Source organism: Ancrocorticia populi, assembly GCF_003123745.1.
Taxonomy (GTDB): domain Bacteria; phylum Actinomycetota; class Actinomycetes; order Actinomycetales; family Actinomycetaceae; genus Ancrocorticia; species Ancrocorticia populi.
In genome coordinates this window covers 615,558-634,353 of the sequence record NZ_QETB01000001.1, presented here as the reverse complement: position 1 = coordinate 634,353, position 18,796 = coordinate 615,558, and the positions used below count along the sequence as shown (strand labels likewise).

Here is an 18,796-nt window from a genome sequence, read left to right as displayed (position 1 = left end):
TTCCGCGCCACACCGGCAATTACATAAATCCCGTTATCTGCACCAGTCGCCAATCACAACCTCATCGCTGCGAGAGCACATACGTGATGTCGGTTACATTCTAAGACAGGTCAACAGTTTTTTGTCAGTTTTCACATGTCCCATTCAGCATGCGGTGCGATATTGAGCCAGCTGACGTTGCCGCCGCTAACGACTCTGTCCCCACGTAAAAACGTTCCACACTGCGTACGCGGTTCGAGCTCGAGCCGTAATTGGCCTAGGCTCGAAGCGTGCAGCTTTACAGTTTGTTGGGCGAAGGTCCTATCGATTACATGGCAGTAGATGCTATTCAGCGCAGCCTGCACGATCGCGTAGCGGCACTAGACGCCGCCGATACGCTGCTGGCCTGGGAAGCGAAGGACACCTACACGGCCGGCCGGCGCACCAAGCCGCAGGACATTCCCGATCACTCAATCCCCGTGATTCCCATGGACCGCGGCGGATCCGTTACCTACCACGGCCCCGGACAGCTCGTCATCTACCCCATCGTCAAGGTTCGGCCGCCGAAAGACGTTGTCGCGTTCGTGCGCGCCACCGAGGCCGCCATCATCCGCGTACTGGATACGAGCTTTGGGCTGCGCGCGTGTGCTGTCGAGGGCCGGTCCGGGGTGTGGTTCCGTGATGGAGGCCTAGACAAGAAGGTGTGCGCGATTGGTATGAAATTTGCCGACGACGCCACCATGCACGGCCTCGCCTTGAACGTCTCCACCGATTTGGCCAAGTTTGGGACGATCGTTCCTTGCGGGCTGGCGGACGCCGGGGTTACGTCCATGGCCGAGCAGGGCGTGGAGGCCTCCCTTGACGAAGTGGCCCGCGCTCTAGCCCCCGAACTTTCCCGCCAATACCGTCAATTCCAACGCCCGGAAAGAGTGGAGAACTATGGCTCTGCAGCCTGAGGGACGCAAGCTCCTACGCGTCGAGGCCCGCAATGCCCAGACGCCCATCGAAAAGAAACCCGAGTGGATCAAGACCACCGCAATCGTTGGCAAGGAATACACGGACATGCGTTCGATGGTGCACGGGTCTTCCCTGCACACCGTGTGCGAAGAGGCCGGCTGCCCCAACATCTACGAATGCTGGGAAGATCGCGAGGCCACATTCCTCGTGGGCGGCGACGCCTGCACCCGGCGGTGTGATTTCTGCCAGATCGCCACCGGCCGGCCCGTGGGATTGGACCGGGACGAGCCCCGGCGCGTGGCCGAATCCGTTGCTCAGTTGGGGTTGCGCTATGCCACGGTAACCGGCGTTGCGCGCGATGACCTTCCTGACGGCGCCTCCTGGATCTACGCCGAAACCTGCCGGCAGATCCACGCCATGTGCCCCGGGACCGGAGTAGAACTACTGGTTGACGATTTCAAGGGCGATACGGATGCCCTCCGCCAAGTTTTCGATTCCCGTCCCGAAGTCTTTGCCCACAACCTCGAGACCGTTCCGCGCATCTTCAAGAAGATCCGGCCGGCCTTCCGCTACGAGCGCTCACTGGACATCATCGCGATGGCGAGCGAGGAAGGCCTAGTCACTAAGTCCAACCTCATCCTCGGCATGGGCGAGACCTCCGAAGAAATCGAGCAGGCCATGGCTGATCTACGTGACAACTCCTGCGATCTCCTCACCATCACTCAATACCTGCGGCCCTCATCCCTCCATCACCCGATCGATCGCTGGGTCAAACCCAACGAGTTCGTGCAGCTCAAGGAACTCGGGGAAAAGATGGGGTTCGCCGGGGTTCTTGCGGGACCGCTCGTTCGCTCCTCGTACCGCGCTGGCCGCCTGTACGGCATGGCAATGGCCGCCAAGGATTGGGAGATCCCCAATAACCTCAAGCATCTGGCGGCTCCCACCACCATGCGCCAGGAGGCCAGCGCGCTGATCGCGAAGAATCCGAGTTTTGCCGCAGTCTAGGTGCGGCCCCGCCTAGATTGCGTCAACTCCCGAGGAAACGGCTGTACCCCTTCCCCAGGTTTGCGTCAAGCCTCTGCTAGCCCTTGCGAGATTGCGTCAACTCCCGACGCTGTGGACACGTCCACGCCGAGTTTGCGTCAAGCCTCGGAGGAACCAGATTTTTCGTTGATTTTGCGCCAGATCTATCATCCAGCTTAAACCGTCGGCACCTACCCATGGCACCATCGGAAGATTCAAGGCCTCCCCTCTACCCTGGCCTGTTGATAACTCCTGCACGTGCGCGATGCCTGCTCTATCTTCGACGCATGAAACGACACCCCCAGTTAGAGTTCCCAAACGGTAAGAACGTCGCGACGGTTTCGCAGCTCAAAGAGTTTGGCGTTAAGCCCGCGCGCTTGTATGCCGAGGATATGCTCCATCCAATCCACGGCGTCGTCGCGCGCAGATATGACAACCTCCCTCCTCTTGAGTTACAAATTGACGCACTCCGTCGCCGCGGAATCCTGAGCCATCAGATTAAACCGAAGGTACTCAAGAAGATCCCACAAGCACCCGACTGGCTCCCGGCACCAGAGGACGTATGGTCACTTCTCGGTGCAACCGCGAGCGTGCCAGAACTGGTTCAGGCTGGCGACTTCCTCGTTTCGGGCCCCTCCCGACAGGATCCCCCGCTCTGCTCGATCGCCGATCTCCAAGAAGCCATCAACCGTTTCACTCGATGCCGCGGAACATCCAAACTCAGAGACGCACTCCCGTTAGTCCGCACCGGTGTCGAGTCCCCCGCCGAATCCAAGGCGCGGTTGACCATCCTCGACGGAGGTTTCGAGGAGCCCATAACCTGTTGTCCTGTGGACGTTTTCGGTATCACGTTGCACTCTGACCTTGGTTATCCTGAACTCAAGATCGCTATCGAGTACGACGGCAATTACCACTTCTCCAGCGGCCCCGATCAGATCCGTTCCGACGAACAACGCCGTGCCGCCATGCGAGCCGCTGGCTGGGAGGTCCTGACCATGACGGTGGAGGATTTGCGGGATCCGACGTTGTTCTATGCAAAGCTCCGGATTACCATCCATAGTGCTCTATCGCCGACGACGGATCCCCACCCCCGCACCAACGTTACGTAGTTGGGAGCGGCTAGGTCATGGGTACGGGACCGGGGGAGGTTGCGGACCGGAAGTTCGTGCGGGCCGGAGGGAAGCATGCCGCCGTCGTCGTCGCCAAAACTCCAACAGAATTGACGCAAACCCGGCCGCGCCCGCCGGGAATTGACGCAAACCCGGGTTTTTGGAGGGAGCTATTGCGGGCGAAGATCCTCGGTTGTCACGCCCTGCTGCGCCATGAGCGCCTCGATAATGGTCTGGGCACCCGAGCGATCGATCTTGTCATTGGCCGTGAGCGGGATGTGTTCAAACACCGCCACGAAGCGTGGCAGCTTGAAGCGCGCCAGCACCTTCTGCGCAGACTGCTCAATGTCTGAGAAGCTGGGTTCGGCCACGCCTGCTTCGAGTTCGAGGCCGGCAACAATGAGTTCGCCCCAAACCTCATCTGGAACACCACACACCACAACGTCGCGGATGCCGGGATACTGGCGCAGGACGTTCTCAACTTCATCGGGCAGCACCCCTTCGCCTCCTGTCATGATGCGATCAAGCTTGCGGCCCATGATGGAGAGGAATCCACCGGAATCTACCTGCGCGAGATCACCGGTTCGCAGCCAATCGCCATTATAAGAGCCCTCCGTATAGGCCTCACCGTGCCAGTACCCGGTGCTGACTGACGGCCCGCGCACAAGGAGTTCACCGACTTCCCCAACACCCATGCTCTTACTATTCTCGGGATCGCAGATGCGCGCCTCAACGTAGGGGAAGGGCCGCCCGATGGATCCGGGATGATTGGGACAGTGCTCGAAGGGAAGATAGGCGCCGGAAGCAGCAGTCTCCGTCATACCCCACACGTTGATGGGCCGCAGCCCGCGCGCAGCAAGCCGCCCGAGTAGCGGGGCCGGTACCTGAGCTCCCCCCACCAGTGGCAAGCGCCAAGAGGAAAGGTCCCGCGTGGAGAAGTCCGGGTGGTTGATGAGCGCAATGTACATGGTGGGAGCGGCAAACATGATGTTGACGTGGTGCTGCTCAATGAGGCGGAGGGTCTCACCGGCATCGAAGTGGCGCTCGATCACTACGTGCCCGCCGCCAGAGAAGATGTCCAGCGTGGTGCCATTGAAACCGCCAACGTGAGAAAGTGGCGTCGCTGCAAGCACAGTTTCGTCAGTGCGGTACTCAAAGCCATCGCGGAAGTTGCGCGATCCCCACCAGAGGTTAGCGTGCGTGAGCGCAACGGCCTTGGGGCTTCCGACGCTCCCAGAGGTCAGCAGAAGAACGGCCAACCCATCGGGATACCCCTGCTGGTTCAGCCCCTCAACCCCGGCGTTGGCGGTATCGGAGATCATCTGCCCGTTGTGGCTGGCCATAGCCGCGCCTAAGGCTAGGTACCCATGAGCAAAGCTGGCGGAGAGGGGGCCGGCTTGTACGTCGTCGTCAATAACAAACTGAAGAAGCGTACCGGTGGAGGCGAAGGAGCCTCGCGCCGCTATCTCTGGCTCACAAATGATCGCACGCGGGGCCGCGAAGTCAACGAGTTCTTGGAGCTCGATTTGGGTGAGCCGGAAGGAGACGGGGACGAAAACCGCGCCCAACCGCGCACACGCAATGTGAGTGAGCAGGTGGTACGGCGAATTGTGCGAGGCGAGCATCACGCGATCTCCGCGAGTAACGCCCGCCTGCGCCAACAGTTGCGCGAGCTGGCGGGTGGCTGCTGCGGCTTCGGAGACCGTCAGCACCTCATCGCCATACGTGATCGAGGTACGGGCCGGGTGGGCGAATGCCGCCTGATCAAGCGCGTGCGCCGCGTTGTAAATCGGGGGTTTATGCAAGGTTCCAGTAACCCTTCATGATGTTGGACAGCGCGTGGACGTCATGGACTGAGGACAGCTCCCGGACCGAATGCATAGACAGGAGCGGGACACCCACATCCACCGTGTCGATTCCGAGCCGCGTGGCGGTAAGCGGCCCGATCGTGGTCCCGCAACTCACGGCGTTATTGGACACGAACTCCTGCGTGGCCTCCCCCGCCTCGCCACACGCGCGCAGCCACAGCGCCTGCCCACGCGCATCCGAGGCATACCGCTGATCCGAGTTGATCTTGATCATTGGGCCGTGCCCCATCACCGGATACTGGTCAGGATCGTGGAACTCCGCATAATTCGGATTGATCGAATGTCCCGCGTCCGAACTCACGCAGCTCGAACGCGCAAGCATCTGGTAGGTCTGGTCCTGGCTGCGGCCCAAGGCGATGGCAATCCGCGCCAGCACCGTCTCCAGCAGTGGCCCCGAGGCACCCGCGGCCGTCCCTGACCCCACCTCTTCATGATCAAACGCCGCCATTACGGCAATTTCCGGGCATTCCGCGGCAATCAGCGCATTAACGGATGCGTGCACGGATACAAGATTGTCCTGCCGTCCCGCCGCGAGGAACGTCCCACCCACGATTTCTGGGGGTTGAGTATCGTAGGCGAAAAGGTCCGCCCCGGCGATTTGTTCCGGGTTTATTTTGGACCGCGACGAAAGCTCGTCATACAGAGATGCGTCTGGGGCGGTGTCGGTCAGGGTCCAGATCGGGTGAAGGTGCTTCTGGGGATTGAGCGTCAGCTTCTCGCGGACCGAGCGGTCAAGGTGCGGAGCAAGCTGCGGGATCACCATGAGAGGGTCAGTCTTGACGAGGTGCACCGAGCCATCCAGACACACAATACGACCGGCTAGGCCCAGCTCGCGATTGAGCCACGAGTTGGCAAGAAGGCCGCCATATGTTTCCACGTTGATCTGGGAAAAACCAAAGTGGTTCGAGGTGGCAGATGGCTTCACCTTAAACCCCGGCGAATCGGTGTGTGATCCGACAATCCGGAACGATTGCGGCTTGCCGCGCGGGACACGCCAAGCAATCACAGCGCCATCGCGCACAACATAATGACCGCCTTCAGAGCCGTCCCATGGTTCGGACTCTAGCTGGTGCGTGAATCCAGCGGCATCGAGCCTACGCGCCACCTCGCGGGCGGCGTGAAAACTAGTGGGACTAGCTGAGATGAAGGCAGCAAGATCTTCCGAGTACTCAATCTCCGGTGAGACGCCAGAAATGCTCTGCTTCCTGTTTCGCATAATGTTCCATTGTAGACGCATAAGTTGCTGATGCGGTTTCATACCCATATGGCTCACAGCAAAACTTGACCGAGCCGTTACTTGAAGGTCTCCTTATTCCTCACTTGAAGGTCTCCTTATTCCTCCTGTCTCAGACCTGCTACCCTCCCAGGGCGCCACATGCCCACCTCCGGGGCCTTGATCGGCGACGGAATAATCCCAAGAGGTTGGAATCCCTTACGCTCATAAAGCTTTTGCGAGCCCTCTGTGGTGGACTCCAGATAGATTGGAGTGTCCCCCGCCCGGGCAAGCCCATGGTCGAGGAGCTTTCCGCCAATCCCCTGCCCTTGCGCGGACGGATCCACCGCCACAGTGTAGAGGTACCAGTGAGGGAACTTTGGGGCTGCCTGCGAATCGAATCGGTCAAGGTGCAGGTATTGGAAGACGTGACGGCCAAGCGCGCGGGCCAAGTGTACCGTGAGGATCGCCTCATCAATCTTCTTCATGGAGACGTTGGGTTTGGCCCATAACGCCGTACCCACCACGCCCCTCTCAGTGCGCACCACATCAACCACACCCAGTGGCAAATAGAAACGTTCTAACTCCAGCGTGAATACGCGGAGCATCGCTTGGTGGCGCTTGCCAGCGTGAGAGAAAAACTGATGCATGACGGGGTCATCCGCGAAGCTTGCCGTCATGAGCTCAGCGATCGCAGGGATATCCGCCTGTGTGGCCCGAGAGATTTCCATGCCGTTGATGCTACCTGTACCGGCGGGTGATGCGGCTAACCTCCATGGATTCGGCGCGAACCCGAGGCACATAGCGGCTAGGCTGGGAGCATGGTTGCATATTTGCCCGAAGGTATCACTCCCGACATCCAGCGAGCGTTCGATAACGCCTGGCCCAATATCGGAGCGGCGCTAGATGACCGCGCCGATCGATTCCCCAGCCAAGTGGGCTGGATGTTTCCCGACCATTCAGGGAACTGGAAGGAAGCCTCGTGGGGTGAATTCCGGGACTGGACTCACGAAATCTCGGCCGGGCTTATCAGCCTAGACTTCCAACTGGGCGACGTAGCGGGTATCTGCGCCGGAACCTCGATCCGATGGATCATGGCAGATCTTGCACTCGGAACGATCGGCGGAGTCACGTGCACGCTCTACCCCAATACCCGCCAGAGCGATATCGGCCTGATCCTCGAGGATGCCGGGTGCTCGTGGTTATTCGTACAGGATCAGAAGCTGCTGGAGAAGGTGCTCAACACTGGAGGGCCCGCCGAGGCTCTCAAGCATATTGTGGTGATGGAGGGCGAGGTCACCATAGACGATCCACGCGTTCTAACATGGGAGGAGTTGAGCAGGCTCGGCGCCGAGTGCCTCAATGATTTCCCTCGGTGCGTCGCGCAGGCCCAAGACCAGACCGATCAGGATACCCTCGCCACCATTATTTATACGTCGGGAACAACAGGCCGGCCGAAGGGCGTCGAGCTAACACACGGCAACTGGATCTATGAGGGCGTCGGATGGGGCGCGAACGATGCTATCCAGGACCGGCAGATTCACTTCCTCTGGCTGCCGCTCGCTCACGGCTTCGGCAAGTGCATTCTCCTGATTGACATGTACGTGGGCGCCATCACCGCAGTTGACGGGCGAATCGATCAAATCGTGCCAAACCTCGGTGCGCTGAAACCAGACTTCATGTGCGGTGTTCCGCGCATCTTCGAGAAGGTCCGGGCGGCTGCTCTTTCGGCGGCACCTGCGGATTCACCCAAGGGCAAGATCATTTCGTGGGCCATGCAGGTTGGGGAGAAATCCTTCCCTTATAGGTCAGCAGGCCTCAAGATGCCACGCGGGCTCGCCACTCAATACGCAATTGCCGAACGGCTCGTGTTCAGCACCATTCGGGCGCAGCTTGGCGGCCGCCTCCAATTCGTCATCTCCGGTTCGGCCAAGCTCAACCCCGAACTCCAGAGGTGGTTCTTCAACATTGGTGTCCCGCTACTCGAAGGCTACGGAGTAACCGAGACCGGCGCGGTCACCTATTTCAACCGGCCGAAGGAGCCGCAGTTCGGTTCCGTCGGCAAGGTGATTCCCGGATCTACAACACGGATAGACCCAGACACCGGCGAAATCCTCATCAAGGGCCCATGCGTCATGCGCGGCTATCACAACGATCCAGAGCTCACCGCAAAAGAGATCCAGAATGGCTGGTTCCACACCGGGGATATCGGCCACCTTGATAAGGATCGCTTCCTCTATATCACCGACCGCATGAAGGACGTCATCAAGACATCAAACGGCAAGTTCGTCTCCCCTTCAGAGGTGGAATCGGCAATCACCGCGTCTTCACATGCGATCTCGCAAGCCGTTGTTGTGGGCGAGGGACACAAGTTCTGCGCCGCGCTTGTCTCGCTAGATCCCGAGTGGGTGTCCCAATGGTGCACCGACAATGATTTGGCCGATATCGATTACTCCACGGCCATCAAACTGCCGCAGATCCACACGATCGTGGAGCGTGACATCGAGGCAGCCAACAAGACGCTCGATCACTGGGAGACCATCAAGCGCTTCGAGATCCTACCGGCCGAAATGACGGTTGATGACGGCACTGCTACTCCGACCCTGAAAGTTAGGCGGTCCCAGGCAATCGAGCACTTCGAATACCTCATTGAGAGGATCTATCAAGACGAGCAAACCGCTCACAAGTAACGCTAGATCCCGGCCCGATCGAAGGCCTCGCCAGCCATTTCACGGCCGAGTTCTATGAGTTCGTTGGCTCGGTGGAAATCCAATGTGCCACCCGAGGTGTAGGGAATAGTGATTCTTACCTGAGCAGGGTTGGCGGCAGCGCGGTAGCGCTCAATCATGGCTTGCATAGTGCCGATGGCCTGCTGCGCCAACTCGGTCGTGGAGATATCTGACCTACCGCGCTGGATCAGGTCCGCGCTGCCGGGTAGATCTGTAATAGTTGGCGCGGCCGGCGAGGAAACATCGCTACCAGCTGTCCCGTCTACAGGGCTAGCCCCATCCGCGGGAGCTGTGTGCGCGCCGTGCCCATGCCCTTGGCCGCGAGCGATCCGCGCCTGCAAGGACCGCACCGTTTCTGACTGCATCAGTTCCTCGAACCCGCGCGATACCCAAGACGCGATAGTTCCTTCCGTCTGCACCTCGTCTGAATTCGCAAGCGCCCAGCGCGGCTCAACCACGGGTGTGCCACCGGCTAAGGAGACCGCGACTGTCGCATCGGACGGGACGGAAAGCGTAGGTTCCATGGGTACGGGGTTGCACACTCCGCCGTCGACCAAAAGATGGCCCTGCATGCGAACCGGAGTAATGACCCCGGGGATTGCGATCGAGGCGCGGATGGCATTGGCGAGCAGCCCTTCTTGGAACCACACTTCGCGGCGGGCGGTGATGTCGCTGGCCACGGCGGTGAAGGGGATGGCCAAGTCCTCGATGCGGGCGCCGCGGCAGAAGCCGTTGACTTCCTCGATCACGCGGTCTGCTTTGACGAAGCCCGCCTCTCCTAGCGTGAAATCGAGCATTCTCAACACTTGAAGCTGGGTGAGTTTCTTCGCCCAATCGGTGAAATCGTCCAAGCCGCCGGCGGCCTCAAGCCCGCCAACCAGCGCCCCGATCGAGCAACCGGAAATCGCCACGATCTCGTGACCACGTGCCTTAAGCTCCTCGATCACGCCAATATGCGCGTATCCGCGAGCGCCGCCCGAACCCAGTACAAGTGATAGCCGCATGAATGCCCCTCCCGATCTGCCCATCAGCACCTTCCATTCAACCCGGGATGCCGGTTCGGGGCAACATTCGTTGCCGCGCCCGGCCTAAAGCGCTATGCTCTCCTGCATGTGGAATTTCCGTTGATTAGTCCGAGCGCGGGCAAGCACGCTCATCGCTGAGCCGCCCGCGCACCGAATCGACGCGAGGAGTCCCCATGCCCGCCACATTGACACTTTCACATCTTGCCGTCTCGTTCGGCGCACACCACTTGTTCCACGGTCTCACCCAGACGATCGGCCCGGGCACCACGCTCGGTATTGTGGGCCGCAACGGCGCCGGCAAGTCCACACTTTTGCGCGCGATCGCTGGGCAAATTCCGCCGGAATCCGGTTCGATCGCGTTCTCCCCTCCAACGGCAACGGTCGGTTTCCTCCCCCAAGAAGCACCCCGTACGGCCGAAACCTTGCGCGAGTTTGTTCGCCGCCGCACCGGTATTGGGCCGGCCGAGTTGGCGATGGAACGCGCCGCCGAATCTTTCTCTGACGACGACGGCGCCTCCTACACCCTCGCCCTCGACCAGTGGCTCAGCCTCGGAGGCGGCGAATTGGATAGCAAGCTACCGGCGGTGTGTGCACGGCTCGGGCTTGATGTGGACTTGGATCGCCCGCTTGGCTCGCTTTCGGGTGGGCAGGCCGCTCGGGCGTGCTTGGCCTCCATTCTGTGTTCGCACTTCGATGTATTGCTGTTGGACGAGCCCACCAACAATCTCGATGCCGCCGGGCTTACCTTCATGAGCGAGTTTATTCAAAGTCAGGATTCGCCGGTGCTGATCGCTTCACACGATCGGGCATTGCTGGACGAGGTGGCAACCGAGATTTTGGAGCTGGACATCGTTCAGCAGAAGGTCACGCGGTACGCCGGCGGGTGGAGCGACTATGTGGAGGCAAAGGCCCTGGCGCGCTCCCACGAATGGGAAGCCTACGAGGAGTATCAGGAGAAGAAGGGCGCGCTTGAGGCAGAGGCAGCCGCACGGAAGGAATGGTCAGGCAAGGCGCTGAGATCTGACAAGATCCGCAAGGAACCTAGCCGGGCATTGCAGTTCGCCTACACCCAGCGGGCCGAAAAGCAGGCCGGGAAGGGTGCGCGGGCACGGGCTGCCGCCGAGAGGCTTGAGGTGGTAGAGGCTCCTCGCAAGGAGTGGCAGCTTCAGTATTCAATTGAGGAGGCGGGGCCTTCTGCGTCCGTCGTAGCAACGCTCAGCGAGGCCGTGGTGCGGCGCGGCGATTTCGTGCTGGGGCCGGTGAGCTTGGCAGTGGATGCAGGCGATCGCATTGCTCTGAGTGGGCCGAATGGCTCCGGAAAATCCACGTTGCTCGGGGCTCTGCTTGGGTGGCTGCCGCTTGACGCAGGGCGGCGGAGCATGGGAACGCGTGTACACGTTGGTGTAATCGATCAGGGACGCAGTGTCATTTCCGGCGGTGAACCACTCATTGACCTCGTGGTGCGGGAGCTGTCTGAAGATGCCGCCGAGGCTCGCACGCTCCTCGCCAAGTTCCAGCTGGGTACCGAACATATCGGGCGGCCCTGCGATTCCCTCTCGATGGGTGAACGCACCCGAGCGGCCCTAGCGATCATGCAGGCGCGGCCAACCAACGTGCTGGTACTTGACGAGCCCACCAATCACCTCGATGTGGAAGCCATCGAGCAACTGGAGCAGGCACTTACCAGTTACACCGGAACTCTCATCCTCGTAACCCATGATCGCCAACTCCTTGAGAGCGTTGAGCTCACTCAGCATTGGACGATGTCCCAAGAAGAGCGCGATCTCAATGACAGCCTTATACATGCTCACCTAGACATCGAGGGATCGGCATGAATTCGGAACAAACCATCGGAATGACGAGCAGCTCAAATGGGACCATGGTCAGTGAAGAGCCTTACGCTTGCGCCACTACTCCCCACTAAACCCCGTGATAATGCCGCAAAGTAAGGATTCTCACGCCCTTGAGTAAGGTAATTCGCGGCCGATGCTGCAAGAATCCCAGTATGGCCACAGTAACCATTCTGCAACCGGACCCCGCCCATACGATTGATCGATTTGGCGACTGGCTGTCCGAGTGCGGCATCACTATGGACACTGTGCTCTTGTGGGAGGATCCAGTGCCCACCATTGACCAGCTCGGAGATGGCGTGATCCTCCTCGGCGGCTTCATGAGTGCCCACGATGGCATCGACCATCCGTGGATCGAGCCCGTAGGTTGGCTCCTCAAGGAGGCAACGGCTCGGAGCATCCCGATGCTCGCTTTTGGGCTCGGGCATCAGATTCTGGCGCAGGCCTTTGGCGGGCACGTTGCCGTTCCCGGACCAACCGGCCTCGAAGAGGGCGCGGTAGAGCTGACCCTCACTCAGGCGGCCCTGACAGATCCCGTGATCTCCAGCGTTTCCAAAGGCAACGTCCTCATGGGCTTTCTTTCCCACGGTGATGCGGTTGAACGCCTTCCCGCCGATGCCTACCTATTGGCTAGTTCCACCGCGTACAACTATCAGGCGTTCCGCATCGGTTCCAGCTTGGCCATCCAGTTCCACCCGGAGGCTAGCCCGGCCCAGGTTGCGCGCTGGCATGTTGCCAATGGCGGCGAGCAAGAGCCACTGCTCAGTGCACTTCAGGCCGTGGACGGCAGGGTGGCCTATAACGGCCAGCGCATTGCGTACGCGTTCGCGAGGCAACTGGGCGTCCAGGCCCCAGAGATCTAGAGCGTATAATCACGCCATGTCTGTCACGCTTGTTCCATTTCAACCGGAGGATCCAGCCGATCGCGAGGCGTTCGTCGATTTCATGACCTCCAATTACTTCCCTTTCCATGTCCTGTCACGCCCCAGCGCTGATTTCGTGGAAAAGCGCATCACCGAGGGCGCCTACACGGATGATGATCACGCCACCTATTGGCTGGAAAAGAAGTGGAAGGGCCGGCTTGGCCTCGTAATTTTTGAGGATTTGAACGAGGACGCCCCACTGTTCGACGTGCGACTATCCGAGGCAGTGCGCGGGCAAGGGCTGGGCGTCGAATGCTTGAAGGCGATCGCCGATTTCGCATTCTCTACTATGCCGGAGATTTCGCGCCTTGAGGGCCAGACCCGCGAGGACAATGTGCCCATGCGGCGCGTGTTTGAGAGCGCCCGTTGGGTTCAAGAGGCCTACTATCGCGAAGCTTGGCCCGTGGAGGGTGGGGATCCCGTCGCCTCGGTGGCCTATGCAATCCTTCGCCGCGATTGGGAGCATGGCACCGTCACGCCGCTGAATTGGCGCTAGATCCGACACACATCACCAGCGGAAAGACTAGGCTGGAGATATGCGTATTGCTTTCTTAGGAACTGGCCGAATGGGAACGGAGCTTGCGCTCCGACTGATCGAACACGGCGGGCACGATCTGACCGTTTGGAACCGAACGCCGGGCAAGACCAAGCGCCTGGTTGACGCGGGAGCCGCGAGCGCAGGCTCTCCAGAAGAGGCGATCGAGGGTGCAGACGTAGTTGTCACGTGCCTTTTCGGCCCGGACACTGTGCGCGAAGTTGTTACCAACACTGATCTTCTATCCGAAGGTACGATCTGGGCGGACGTCACCACCGTCTCCCCGGAAGACGCCCGGGAGTTGGCCGCCTACGCCGGCAGCCGTGAAGTCAAGTACGTGCACACGCCTGTTGTGGGCACTCTGGCCCCGGCCAAGGCCGGCAAACTCGGTGTGTATGTGGGAGGAACCGACGCCGCCGCGCGCGAGACGGTTGGCGAAGTTGTGACCGCTTACGCCGATCCCGATAGGCTCAAGCTCCTCGATTCAGCCCCAGAGGCTGCAACAGCCAAGTTGCTGGCCAACCTCGCCCTTGCCACCACGGCGCAGGGCGTTGCCGAGGCAATCCGGCTGGGCGGATCCGAAGGGTTCAGCGCGGAGCGCGTGCTAGATCTGCTCAAGGGCACAAGCCTAGGCTGGATGGCCGATTTCAAGCGGGACTTCACACTGGGACGCGATACCTCGGAGGCTCAGTTCTCCGCGGACGCGATCGCTAAGGATGCCCGTCTGATGATCCACACGGCGAACGATCCTCTGCCAGCCACCGCCGCCGCCCTCGAATCGCTGCTAAGGGCTCAACGCGCTGGCCTTGGAGACCACGATTTCTCTGCGATTCTCCAAGAAGAAGCCGAGCGCCAAGCTAACTAGCAAAGGAGCATCATGTCCTTCAATTTCGCCACGGCCGGCCGCATCGCGTTCGGCGATGGAACATCCGAGCAATTGCTTGAGGAGGTAAAAGCCTTTGGTGATCGCGCCTTCGTCATCACCGGCAATCACACGGACGCCGACGAATCGCCCCTCGCAACGCTCAAGGAGCTGCCCGGTCTAGAGATCTGGCGGACCACGGGTGAACCCTCGGTTGAGGGCGTCCGCGCCGCTACCGCTGCCGCGCGCGAAGCGAACCCGGACGTGATCGTGGCACTGGGCGGAGGATCCGTGATTGACACCGCCAAATCGGTAGGCATCCTGCTGCGCAATGACGGCGATCTCATGGATTACCTCGAAGTTGTGGGGCGCGGGCAGAAGCTGGCCGCGAGGACGGTGCCCGTCGTCGCCCTTCCTACTACTTCCGGAACCGGAGCCGAAGTTACAGCGAACGCGCCAATCTACTCCCCCGAGCATAAGCTCAAGGCGAGCCTGCGATCGCCCGCGATGATTCCGGCGGTGGCGATTGTGGACCCGAATCTGACGCTTTCATGCCCGCCGGCGGTTACCGCTTCGTCCGGGCTGGACGCGCTGACTCAGTGCATCGAGCCGTTCACATCGGGTCAGGCAAATGCGTTCACGGATATCCTCAGCCAAGAGGGCTTGCGCCGCACCGCGACCGGCCTGCGCGCCGCCTATGCCGACGGCTCCAACCGCGCCGCGCGCGAAGACATGGCGTTCGCCTCGCTGCTGGGCGGGCTCTCGCTTGCCAACGCGAAGCTCGGGGCAGCTCACGGCATCGCGGCCCCGGTAGGTGGATTAACCGGTGCACCCCACGGGAATGTGTGCGCCGCCGTGCTGGCCCAGTGCTGCGAGACCAATATCAAGGCGATGAAGGAGCGCGACCCCGAGAACCCGGCAATTGCTCGGTACGATACGGTTGGCCAGCTCCTGACCGGCAACCCCGAAGCCACGGCGGAGGACGGCACCGCGTGGATCCGCGAGACCGTCGCGATGCTGGGCGTGGGCGGGCTTGCCAGCCTCGGACTCACCGAGGCCCGGTTAGACGCCGCCACCAAGGGCGCCATGAACGCCAGCTCGATGAAGGGCAATCCCATCGTCCTCACCTACGAGGAGGTCCACGCTATCCTCACCGCGTCCCTGTGAGTTTCGCGCTGGAAGTCCGCGAGGCCCGGCTCGGCTACGGTGGGCGCGACGTGATTTCCGGGCTGGAAGTCTTGGCGCGGTGTCATGGGCTAATCCACCGGTAGGTGCGCTGCTACTGGCAGGGTGGTGCGCATTCCTTGCGCCGTCGTTTCGTCAAGAGTTTTCCCGTGTTAAACCACACGCGAACACACTCTAGAAGTGCCCCACCTAGGACATTAGTCTTAGAAACATGCAGGAGAAAGCACGGGCCGGAAAGCGCCCACACGTTGTGGTTATTGGTGGCGGCTTCGCCGGACTGACTGCGGTCCGCAAACTCAAGGATGCCGATGTGGACATCACCCTCATCGATCGGCATACCTACAACACCTTCCAGCCGCTCCTTTATCAGGTGGCAACTGCCGCGCTCAATCCCGGCGACATTACGTGGTTCCTCCGCGCCATCCGTGCCAAGCAGGATAACGTCCGCTTCGTTCGCGGAACGGTCCTGTACATGAATCACGATCAGCGTGAAATCGTATTGGACGGCAACGTCGTGGTGATGTACGACTACCTCATCATCGCCACCGGAGTCACCGCCAACTTCTTCGGGATCTCTGGGGCACGCGAGCACTCCATGCCTCTGTACCGCCGCTCTCAGGCACTCAAGCTGCGCGATAAGATCTTCGCCGAATTCGAGGATTCGGCAATGAACGATCATGATCGTGACCTGAGGATCGTGGTTGTGGGCGCCGGACCAACGGGAGTTGAAACCGCCGGAGCACTCGCTGAGATGCGCAACAATGACTTGCCCGTTACCTATCCCGAACTTGATTCCTCCCGCATTGAGATCACACTTGTGGAAATGGGTCCGGCCGTGCTCGGGCCGTTCGATGAGTCTCTGCGCGAATACTCCGCCGAAGCTCTCCGCGAGCGCGGTGTGAACCTACGGCTCGGGACCGCCGTCAAGGAGGTTACCGAAAAGGGCGTAGTAGTTGAGCACGAGGGTGAGCAGACCTTCCTTGAAACTCCCATCGTCATTTGGGCTTCAGGGGTGACAGCGCATTCGTCGATCTCCAAGTGGGGCCTTCCCCAAGGGCGCGGCGGCAGGATTGAAGTGGACGGCCATCAGCGCGTCCGCGGCCTTCCCAACGTGTTCGCTGTTGGAGACGTCTCGATCAACCCGGACGCGGCCCTCCCCCAGTTGGCTCAGCCAGCGATCCAGGGCGGTCAGCATGTGGCCGCAGTGATTTCCGCAGCCGTCTCTGGCCAGCCAGCCCCCAAGCCGTTCTCCTACACGGATAAGGGCACGATGGCCACGATCGGCCGTGCCGCTGCGATCGCAGAGATTAAGGGGCTGCCCACAAAGAATCCGATTCGCGTCAAGGGACTACCCGCTTGGGTGATCTGGGTTGTTGTGCACATCCAGCAGCTGCTCTCAAACCGTAACCGGTTCGCCACGATGACGAACCTGAGCCTGAAATACCTGCTGTGGCATAGCCACAATGCGATCGTCGGAGAAACACCCTACATCGCTGCCCGGCGGCCAAAGATCATCGATCCGAACCCGGACTAAGCCGCAGACCACCCGCCATCCGATGGCAAAACCGCGCCCGTCACGTTTGCCGAATCATCGGAAAGCAGGAACGTGATGGCGGCGGCTATCTCCTCTGGCGCGGCGGGTGGCGGCACAACCACCTGCATGCGCGGCCCAACCCGAGCCAGCGCCAGATGCGAAGCGAAATCGCCGCCGATGTTGGTCCGGACGGCTCCCGGCGCCACGGCATTCACACGAATGTTGTTCGGCGCGTACATGAACGATGTGTTTTTCGTGATCCCAACAACGGCGAATTTGGAGGCTGGGTAGGCGGCCCCGGCGGCGCCTCCCACGATGCCGCCCATCGATGCGGTGTTGCAGATTGACCCATGCCCTGCCCCGAGCATCAACGGGATGACGGCGCGCGTCATCTTCATTGTCCCTAGAACGTTCACGTGGAAGACCTTCTCCCACATCTCATCGGATACTTCGCCAATCGGGACGAACTTATCCATGATCCCCGCGTTGTTAGTGAGCCCGTCGCATTGCCCGTTGCATGCCTCGATTACACGCGCAACGTCCTCATTCTCCCCAATATCGGCCGTAACGGTCACGATGTCCCGGTTCGCGTGCTCCTCCTTTAGAGCCGCAAGCCCTTCCTCATTAAGATCCACGGCAATTACGCGGCCGCCCTCCCGCGCAATCCGTAGCGTTGTCGCTAATCCAATGCCTGAGGCAGCACCGGTCACAATCACTGTTTTGCCTTCAAACCTGCCCGTGAGGATCTCTTCCTCGTAAGGCTTGGCCGCTGGCGCGTTGTCATGACATCACCTTTCTTTACCCCACCACTTCATGTGGTTTACGCAGGTCCGTGTGACCTACGTCTCCAGATTAGCTTTGCGGTCACCCTGCCTCTATACCCCAAATATGGCGGCAGGCCCCCAATCCCCGAAGGAAAGGAGGCCCGCTGCACAGTTAGGACATTAGTCCTTAATGACGAGTGGTTGCCGTTGGCTTTTTTGTTTCGACGACGAAGTTGCTTGCGTCCTCATCTTTCTCAAGATTCGCATCGCGCACTTCCTGATAGGCAGGCAGGTGCGAGTAGATTTCGTCGCTCAACGGGTTGCGCTTGCGCGTCCTGATGGTGTGGATCTGGTAAACCAACACAGCCACATTTGCGGCAAGCGCCAGAGCCGAGACGGTGAAAAGGGCGGCGGGCTTGCCGGAGGCGGCAACCGCGTAGTCCGAGTCCGTGACGAAGGACGGCACGGCCATCGTGAACATCATCCATAGGGCCAGTGTGGAGGCGCGGTGCTGGAGCCAGGCGCCCTTCTTGATGAAGAAAGCCGGAATGGTACAGGAGATAAGAAGTGCAGCACCGGCGTAGAACGAGTGGTCACCCACGCAGTTGTACACGTAAGCAAAGTTCCACAGGTCGTAAGCGATGATCCAGAACCAGAGCATATCCGGCCAGATCATGTCCTTCGACTTATCGCGGCTAACAAAGATTCCGAACCAGCCGCAGATCGTGATGAGGTTGATGAGGCCAGCTATGCCGTTCATCCAGTTCCATGAACCAGAGAGCATGTAGACGCCGTCAATGACGCCGTCTGCTCCCATGGCACCCACCTGGAAGTCACGGATGCACGCCTCGGTGATATTGATGGCAAGGATGGCCGCAGGGAAAATGAGAACCCACTTATTTGCCGCAACCTTCTTGTGGTAGCGGATCAGCATGAAGCCGAGCACTCCAGCTAGAGCCGAGTACACCTTGACCCAGTGGAACCAGGTTCCAGTGGATGAATCGGCCCCGGCCGTTGTTGGCCATACAAAAATGGTGAGCACGATCGGGAGAACGATGAACATCGCCCACGCGGCGGCGCGATACCGGCGGGTGAGTTCGTTGAAGCCAATGAGCGCGGCAAGTACCACCAGCCAGGCCACCCATGATTGCCACGGAATTGATTCGAACAGGAACATTTTCTTCACTTTCTCAACGCTGAGGAGGTTATGGCGAGGCGCCCTTCACGCCTCTGTTTTCAC

At 60.3% G+C, this 18,796-nt stretch carries 16 protein-coding genes; 10 read left to right on the top strand and 6 right to left on the bottom strand.

Annotation, left to right across the window (positions count from 1 at the left end; all coding sequences use genetic code 11):
* Positions 1-269 precede the first annotated feature (269 nt).
* The 3 genes from lipB (at position 270) to DD236_RS02985 (ending at position 3,068) form a co-directional block, all read left to right on the top strand.
* A complete protein-coding gene (lipB, locus tag DD236_RS02995; RefSeq protein ID WP_109092869.1) occupies positions 270-935 on the top strand; it encodes a lipoyl(octanoyl) transferase LipB in 666 nt (221 codons plus the stop codon).
* Positions 919-1,941, top strand: coding sequence for a lipoyl synthase (gene lipA / locus DD236_RS02990; protein WP_109092868.1), 1,023 nt, complete (start codon positions 919-921; stop codon positions 1,939-1,941). Before lipB ends, lipA begins: the two co-directional genes overlap by 17 nt.
* Before the next feature lie 305 nt (positions 1,942-2,246).
* Positions 2,247-3,068 (top strand): PDDEXK family nuclease, encoded by an 822-nt coding sequence (locus DD236_RS02985; protein WP_133246045.1) that lies wholly within the window; start codon positions 2,247-2,249, stop codon positions 3,066-3,068.
* Between the two features lie 170 nt (positions 3,069-3,238).
* On the opposite strand, the gene DD236_RS02980 is transcribed toward DD236_RS02985, so the two are convergent.
* The 3 genes from DD236_RS02980 to DD236_RS02970 all read right to left on the bottom strand — a co-directional run bounded on the left by DD236_RS02980 (position 3,239) and on the right by DD236_RS02970 (position 6,880).
* Entirely contained in the window at positions 3,239-4,873 is a 1,635-nt protein-coding gene (locus DD236_RS02980) for a class I adenylate-forming enzyme family protein (protein WP_109092866.1), read from the bottom strand.
* Positions 4,866-6,152 (bottom strand): M18 family aminopeptidase, encoded by a 1,287-nt coding sequence (locus DD236_RS02975; RefSeq protein ID WP_109092865.1) that lies wholly within the window; start codon positions 6,150-6,152, stop codon positions 4,866-4,868. The genes DD236_RS02980 and DD236_RS02975 overlap by 8 nt, the downstream gene beginning before the upstream one ends.
* 116 nt (positions 6,153-6,268) lie before the next feature.
* On the bottom strand, positions 6,269-6,880 hold the full coding sequence (locus DD236_RS02970; RefSeq protein WP_165819806.1) for a GNAT family N-acetyltransferase: 612 nt from the start codon (positions 6,878-6,880) through the stop codon (positions 6,269-6,271).
* Between the two features lie 90 nt (positions 6,881-6,970).
* Here DD236_RS02970 and DD236_RS02965 point away from each other — a divergent pair, with 90 nt between their 5' ends.
* Positions 6,971-8,839 carry an AMP-dependent synthetase/ligase gene (locus DD236_RS02965; RefSeq protein ID WP_109092863.1) on the top strand — a complete coding sequence of 623 codons (1,869 nt, stop codon included), beginning with the start codon at positions 6,971-6,973 and terminating at the stop codon, positions 8,837-8,839.
* Between the two features lie 2 nt (positions 8,840-8,841).
* On the opposite strand, the gene DD236_RS02960 is transcribed toward DD236_RS02965, so the two are convergent.
* Complete coding sequence (locus DD236_RS02960) at positions 8,842-9,882, bottom strand: patatin-like phospholipase family protein (RefSeq protein ID WP_109093273.1); 1,041 nt, start codon at positions 9,880-9,882, stop codon at positions 8,842-8,844.
* 194 nt (positions 9,883-10,076) lie between these two features.
* On the opposite strand from DD236_RS02960, the gene DD236_RS02955 reads away from it, so the two are divergent.
* The 6 genes from DD236_RS02955 (at position 10,077) to DD236_RS02930 (ending at position 16,792) form a co-directional block, all read left to right on the top strand.
* Positions 10,077-11,738 (top strand): ABC-F family ATP-binding cassette domain-containing protein, encoded by a 1,662-nt coding sequence (locus DD236_RS02955; RefSeq protein ID WP_109092862.1) that lies wholly within the window; start codon positions 10,077-10,079, stop codon positions 11,736-11,738.
* A 170-nt stretch (positions 11,739-11,908) separates the two neighbouring features.
* Entirely contained in the window at positions 11,909-12,616 is a 708-nt protein-coding gene (locus tag DD236_RS02950) for a type 1 glutamine amidotransferase (RefSeq protein ID WP_109092861.1), read from the top strand.
* A gap of 16 nt (positions 12,617-12,632) precedes the next feature.
* Entirely contained in the window at positions 12,633-13,172 is a 540-nt protein-coding gene (locus tag DD236_RS02945) for a GNAT family N-acetyltransferase (protein ID WP_109092860.1), read from the top strand.
* Between the two features lie 40 nt (positions 13,173-13,212).
* Positions 13,213-14,076 carry an NAD(P)-dependent oxidoreductase gene (locus DD236_RS02940; RefSeq protein ID WP_109092859.1) on the top strand — a complete coding sequence of 288 codons (864 nt, stop codon included), beginning with the start codon at positions 13,213-13,215 and terminating at the stop codon, positions 14,074-14,076.
* A gap of 12 nt (positions 14,077-14,088) precedes the next feature.
* A complete protein-coding gene (locus DD236_RS02935) occupies positions 14,089-15,240 on the top strand; it encodes an iron-containing alcohol dehydrogenase (RefSeq protein ID WP_109092858.1) in 1,152 nt (383 codons plus the stop codon).
* Between the two features lie 229 nt (positions 15,241-15,469).
* Positions 15,470-16,792, top strand: coding sequence for an NAD(P)/FAD-dependent oxidoreductase (locus tag DD236_RS02930; RefSeq protein WP_109092857.1), 1,323 nt, complete (start codon positions 15,470-15,472; stop codon positions 16,790-16,792).
* Here DD236_RS02930 and DD236_RS02925 read toward each other — a convergent pair.
* Together DD236_RS02925 and DD236_RS02920 are read right to left on the bottom strand one after the other, a co-directional pair.
* Positions 16,789-17,508 carry an SDR family NAD(P)-dependent oxidoreductase gene (locus DD236_RS02925; RefSeq protein WP_207785668.1) on the bottom strand — a complete coding sequence of 240 codons (720 nt, stop codon included), beginning with the start codon at positions 17,506-17,508 and terminating at the stop codon, positions 16,789-16,791. The two genes, DD236_RS02930 and DD236_RS02925, sit on opposite strands and share 4 nt — an antisense overlap.
* 235 nt (positions 17,509-17,743) lie before the next feature.
* Complete coding sequence (locus tag DD236_RS02920; RefSeq protein WP_109092855.1) at positions 17,744-18,733, bottom strand: DUF5692 family protein; 990 nt, start codon at positions 18,731-18,733, stop codon at positions 17,744-17,746.
* Positions 18,734-18,796 lie beyond the last annotated feature (63 nt).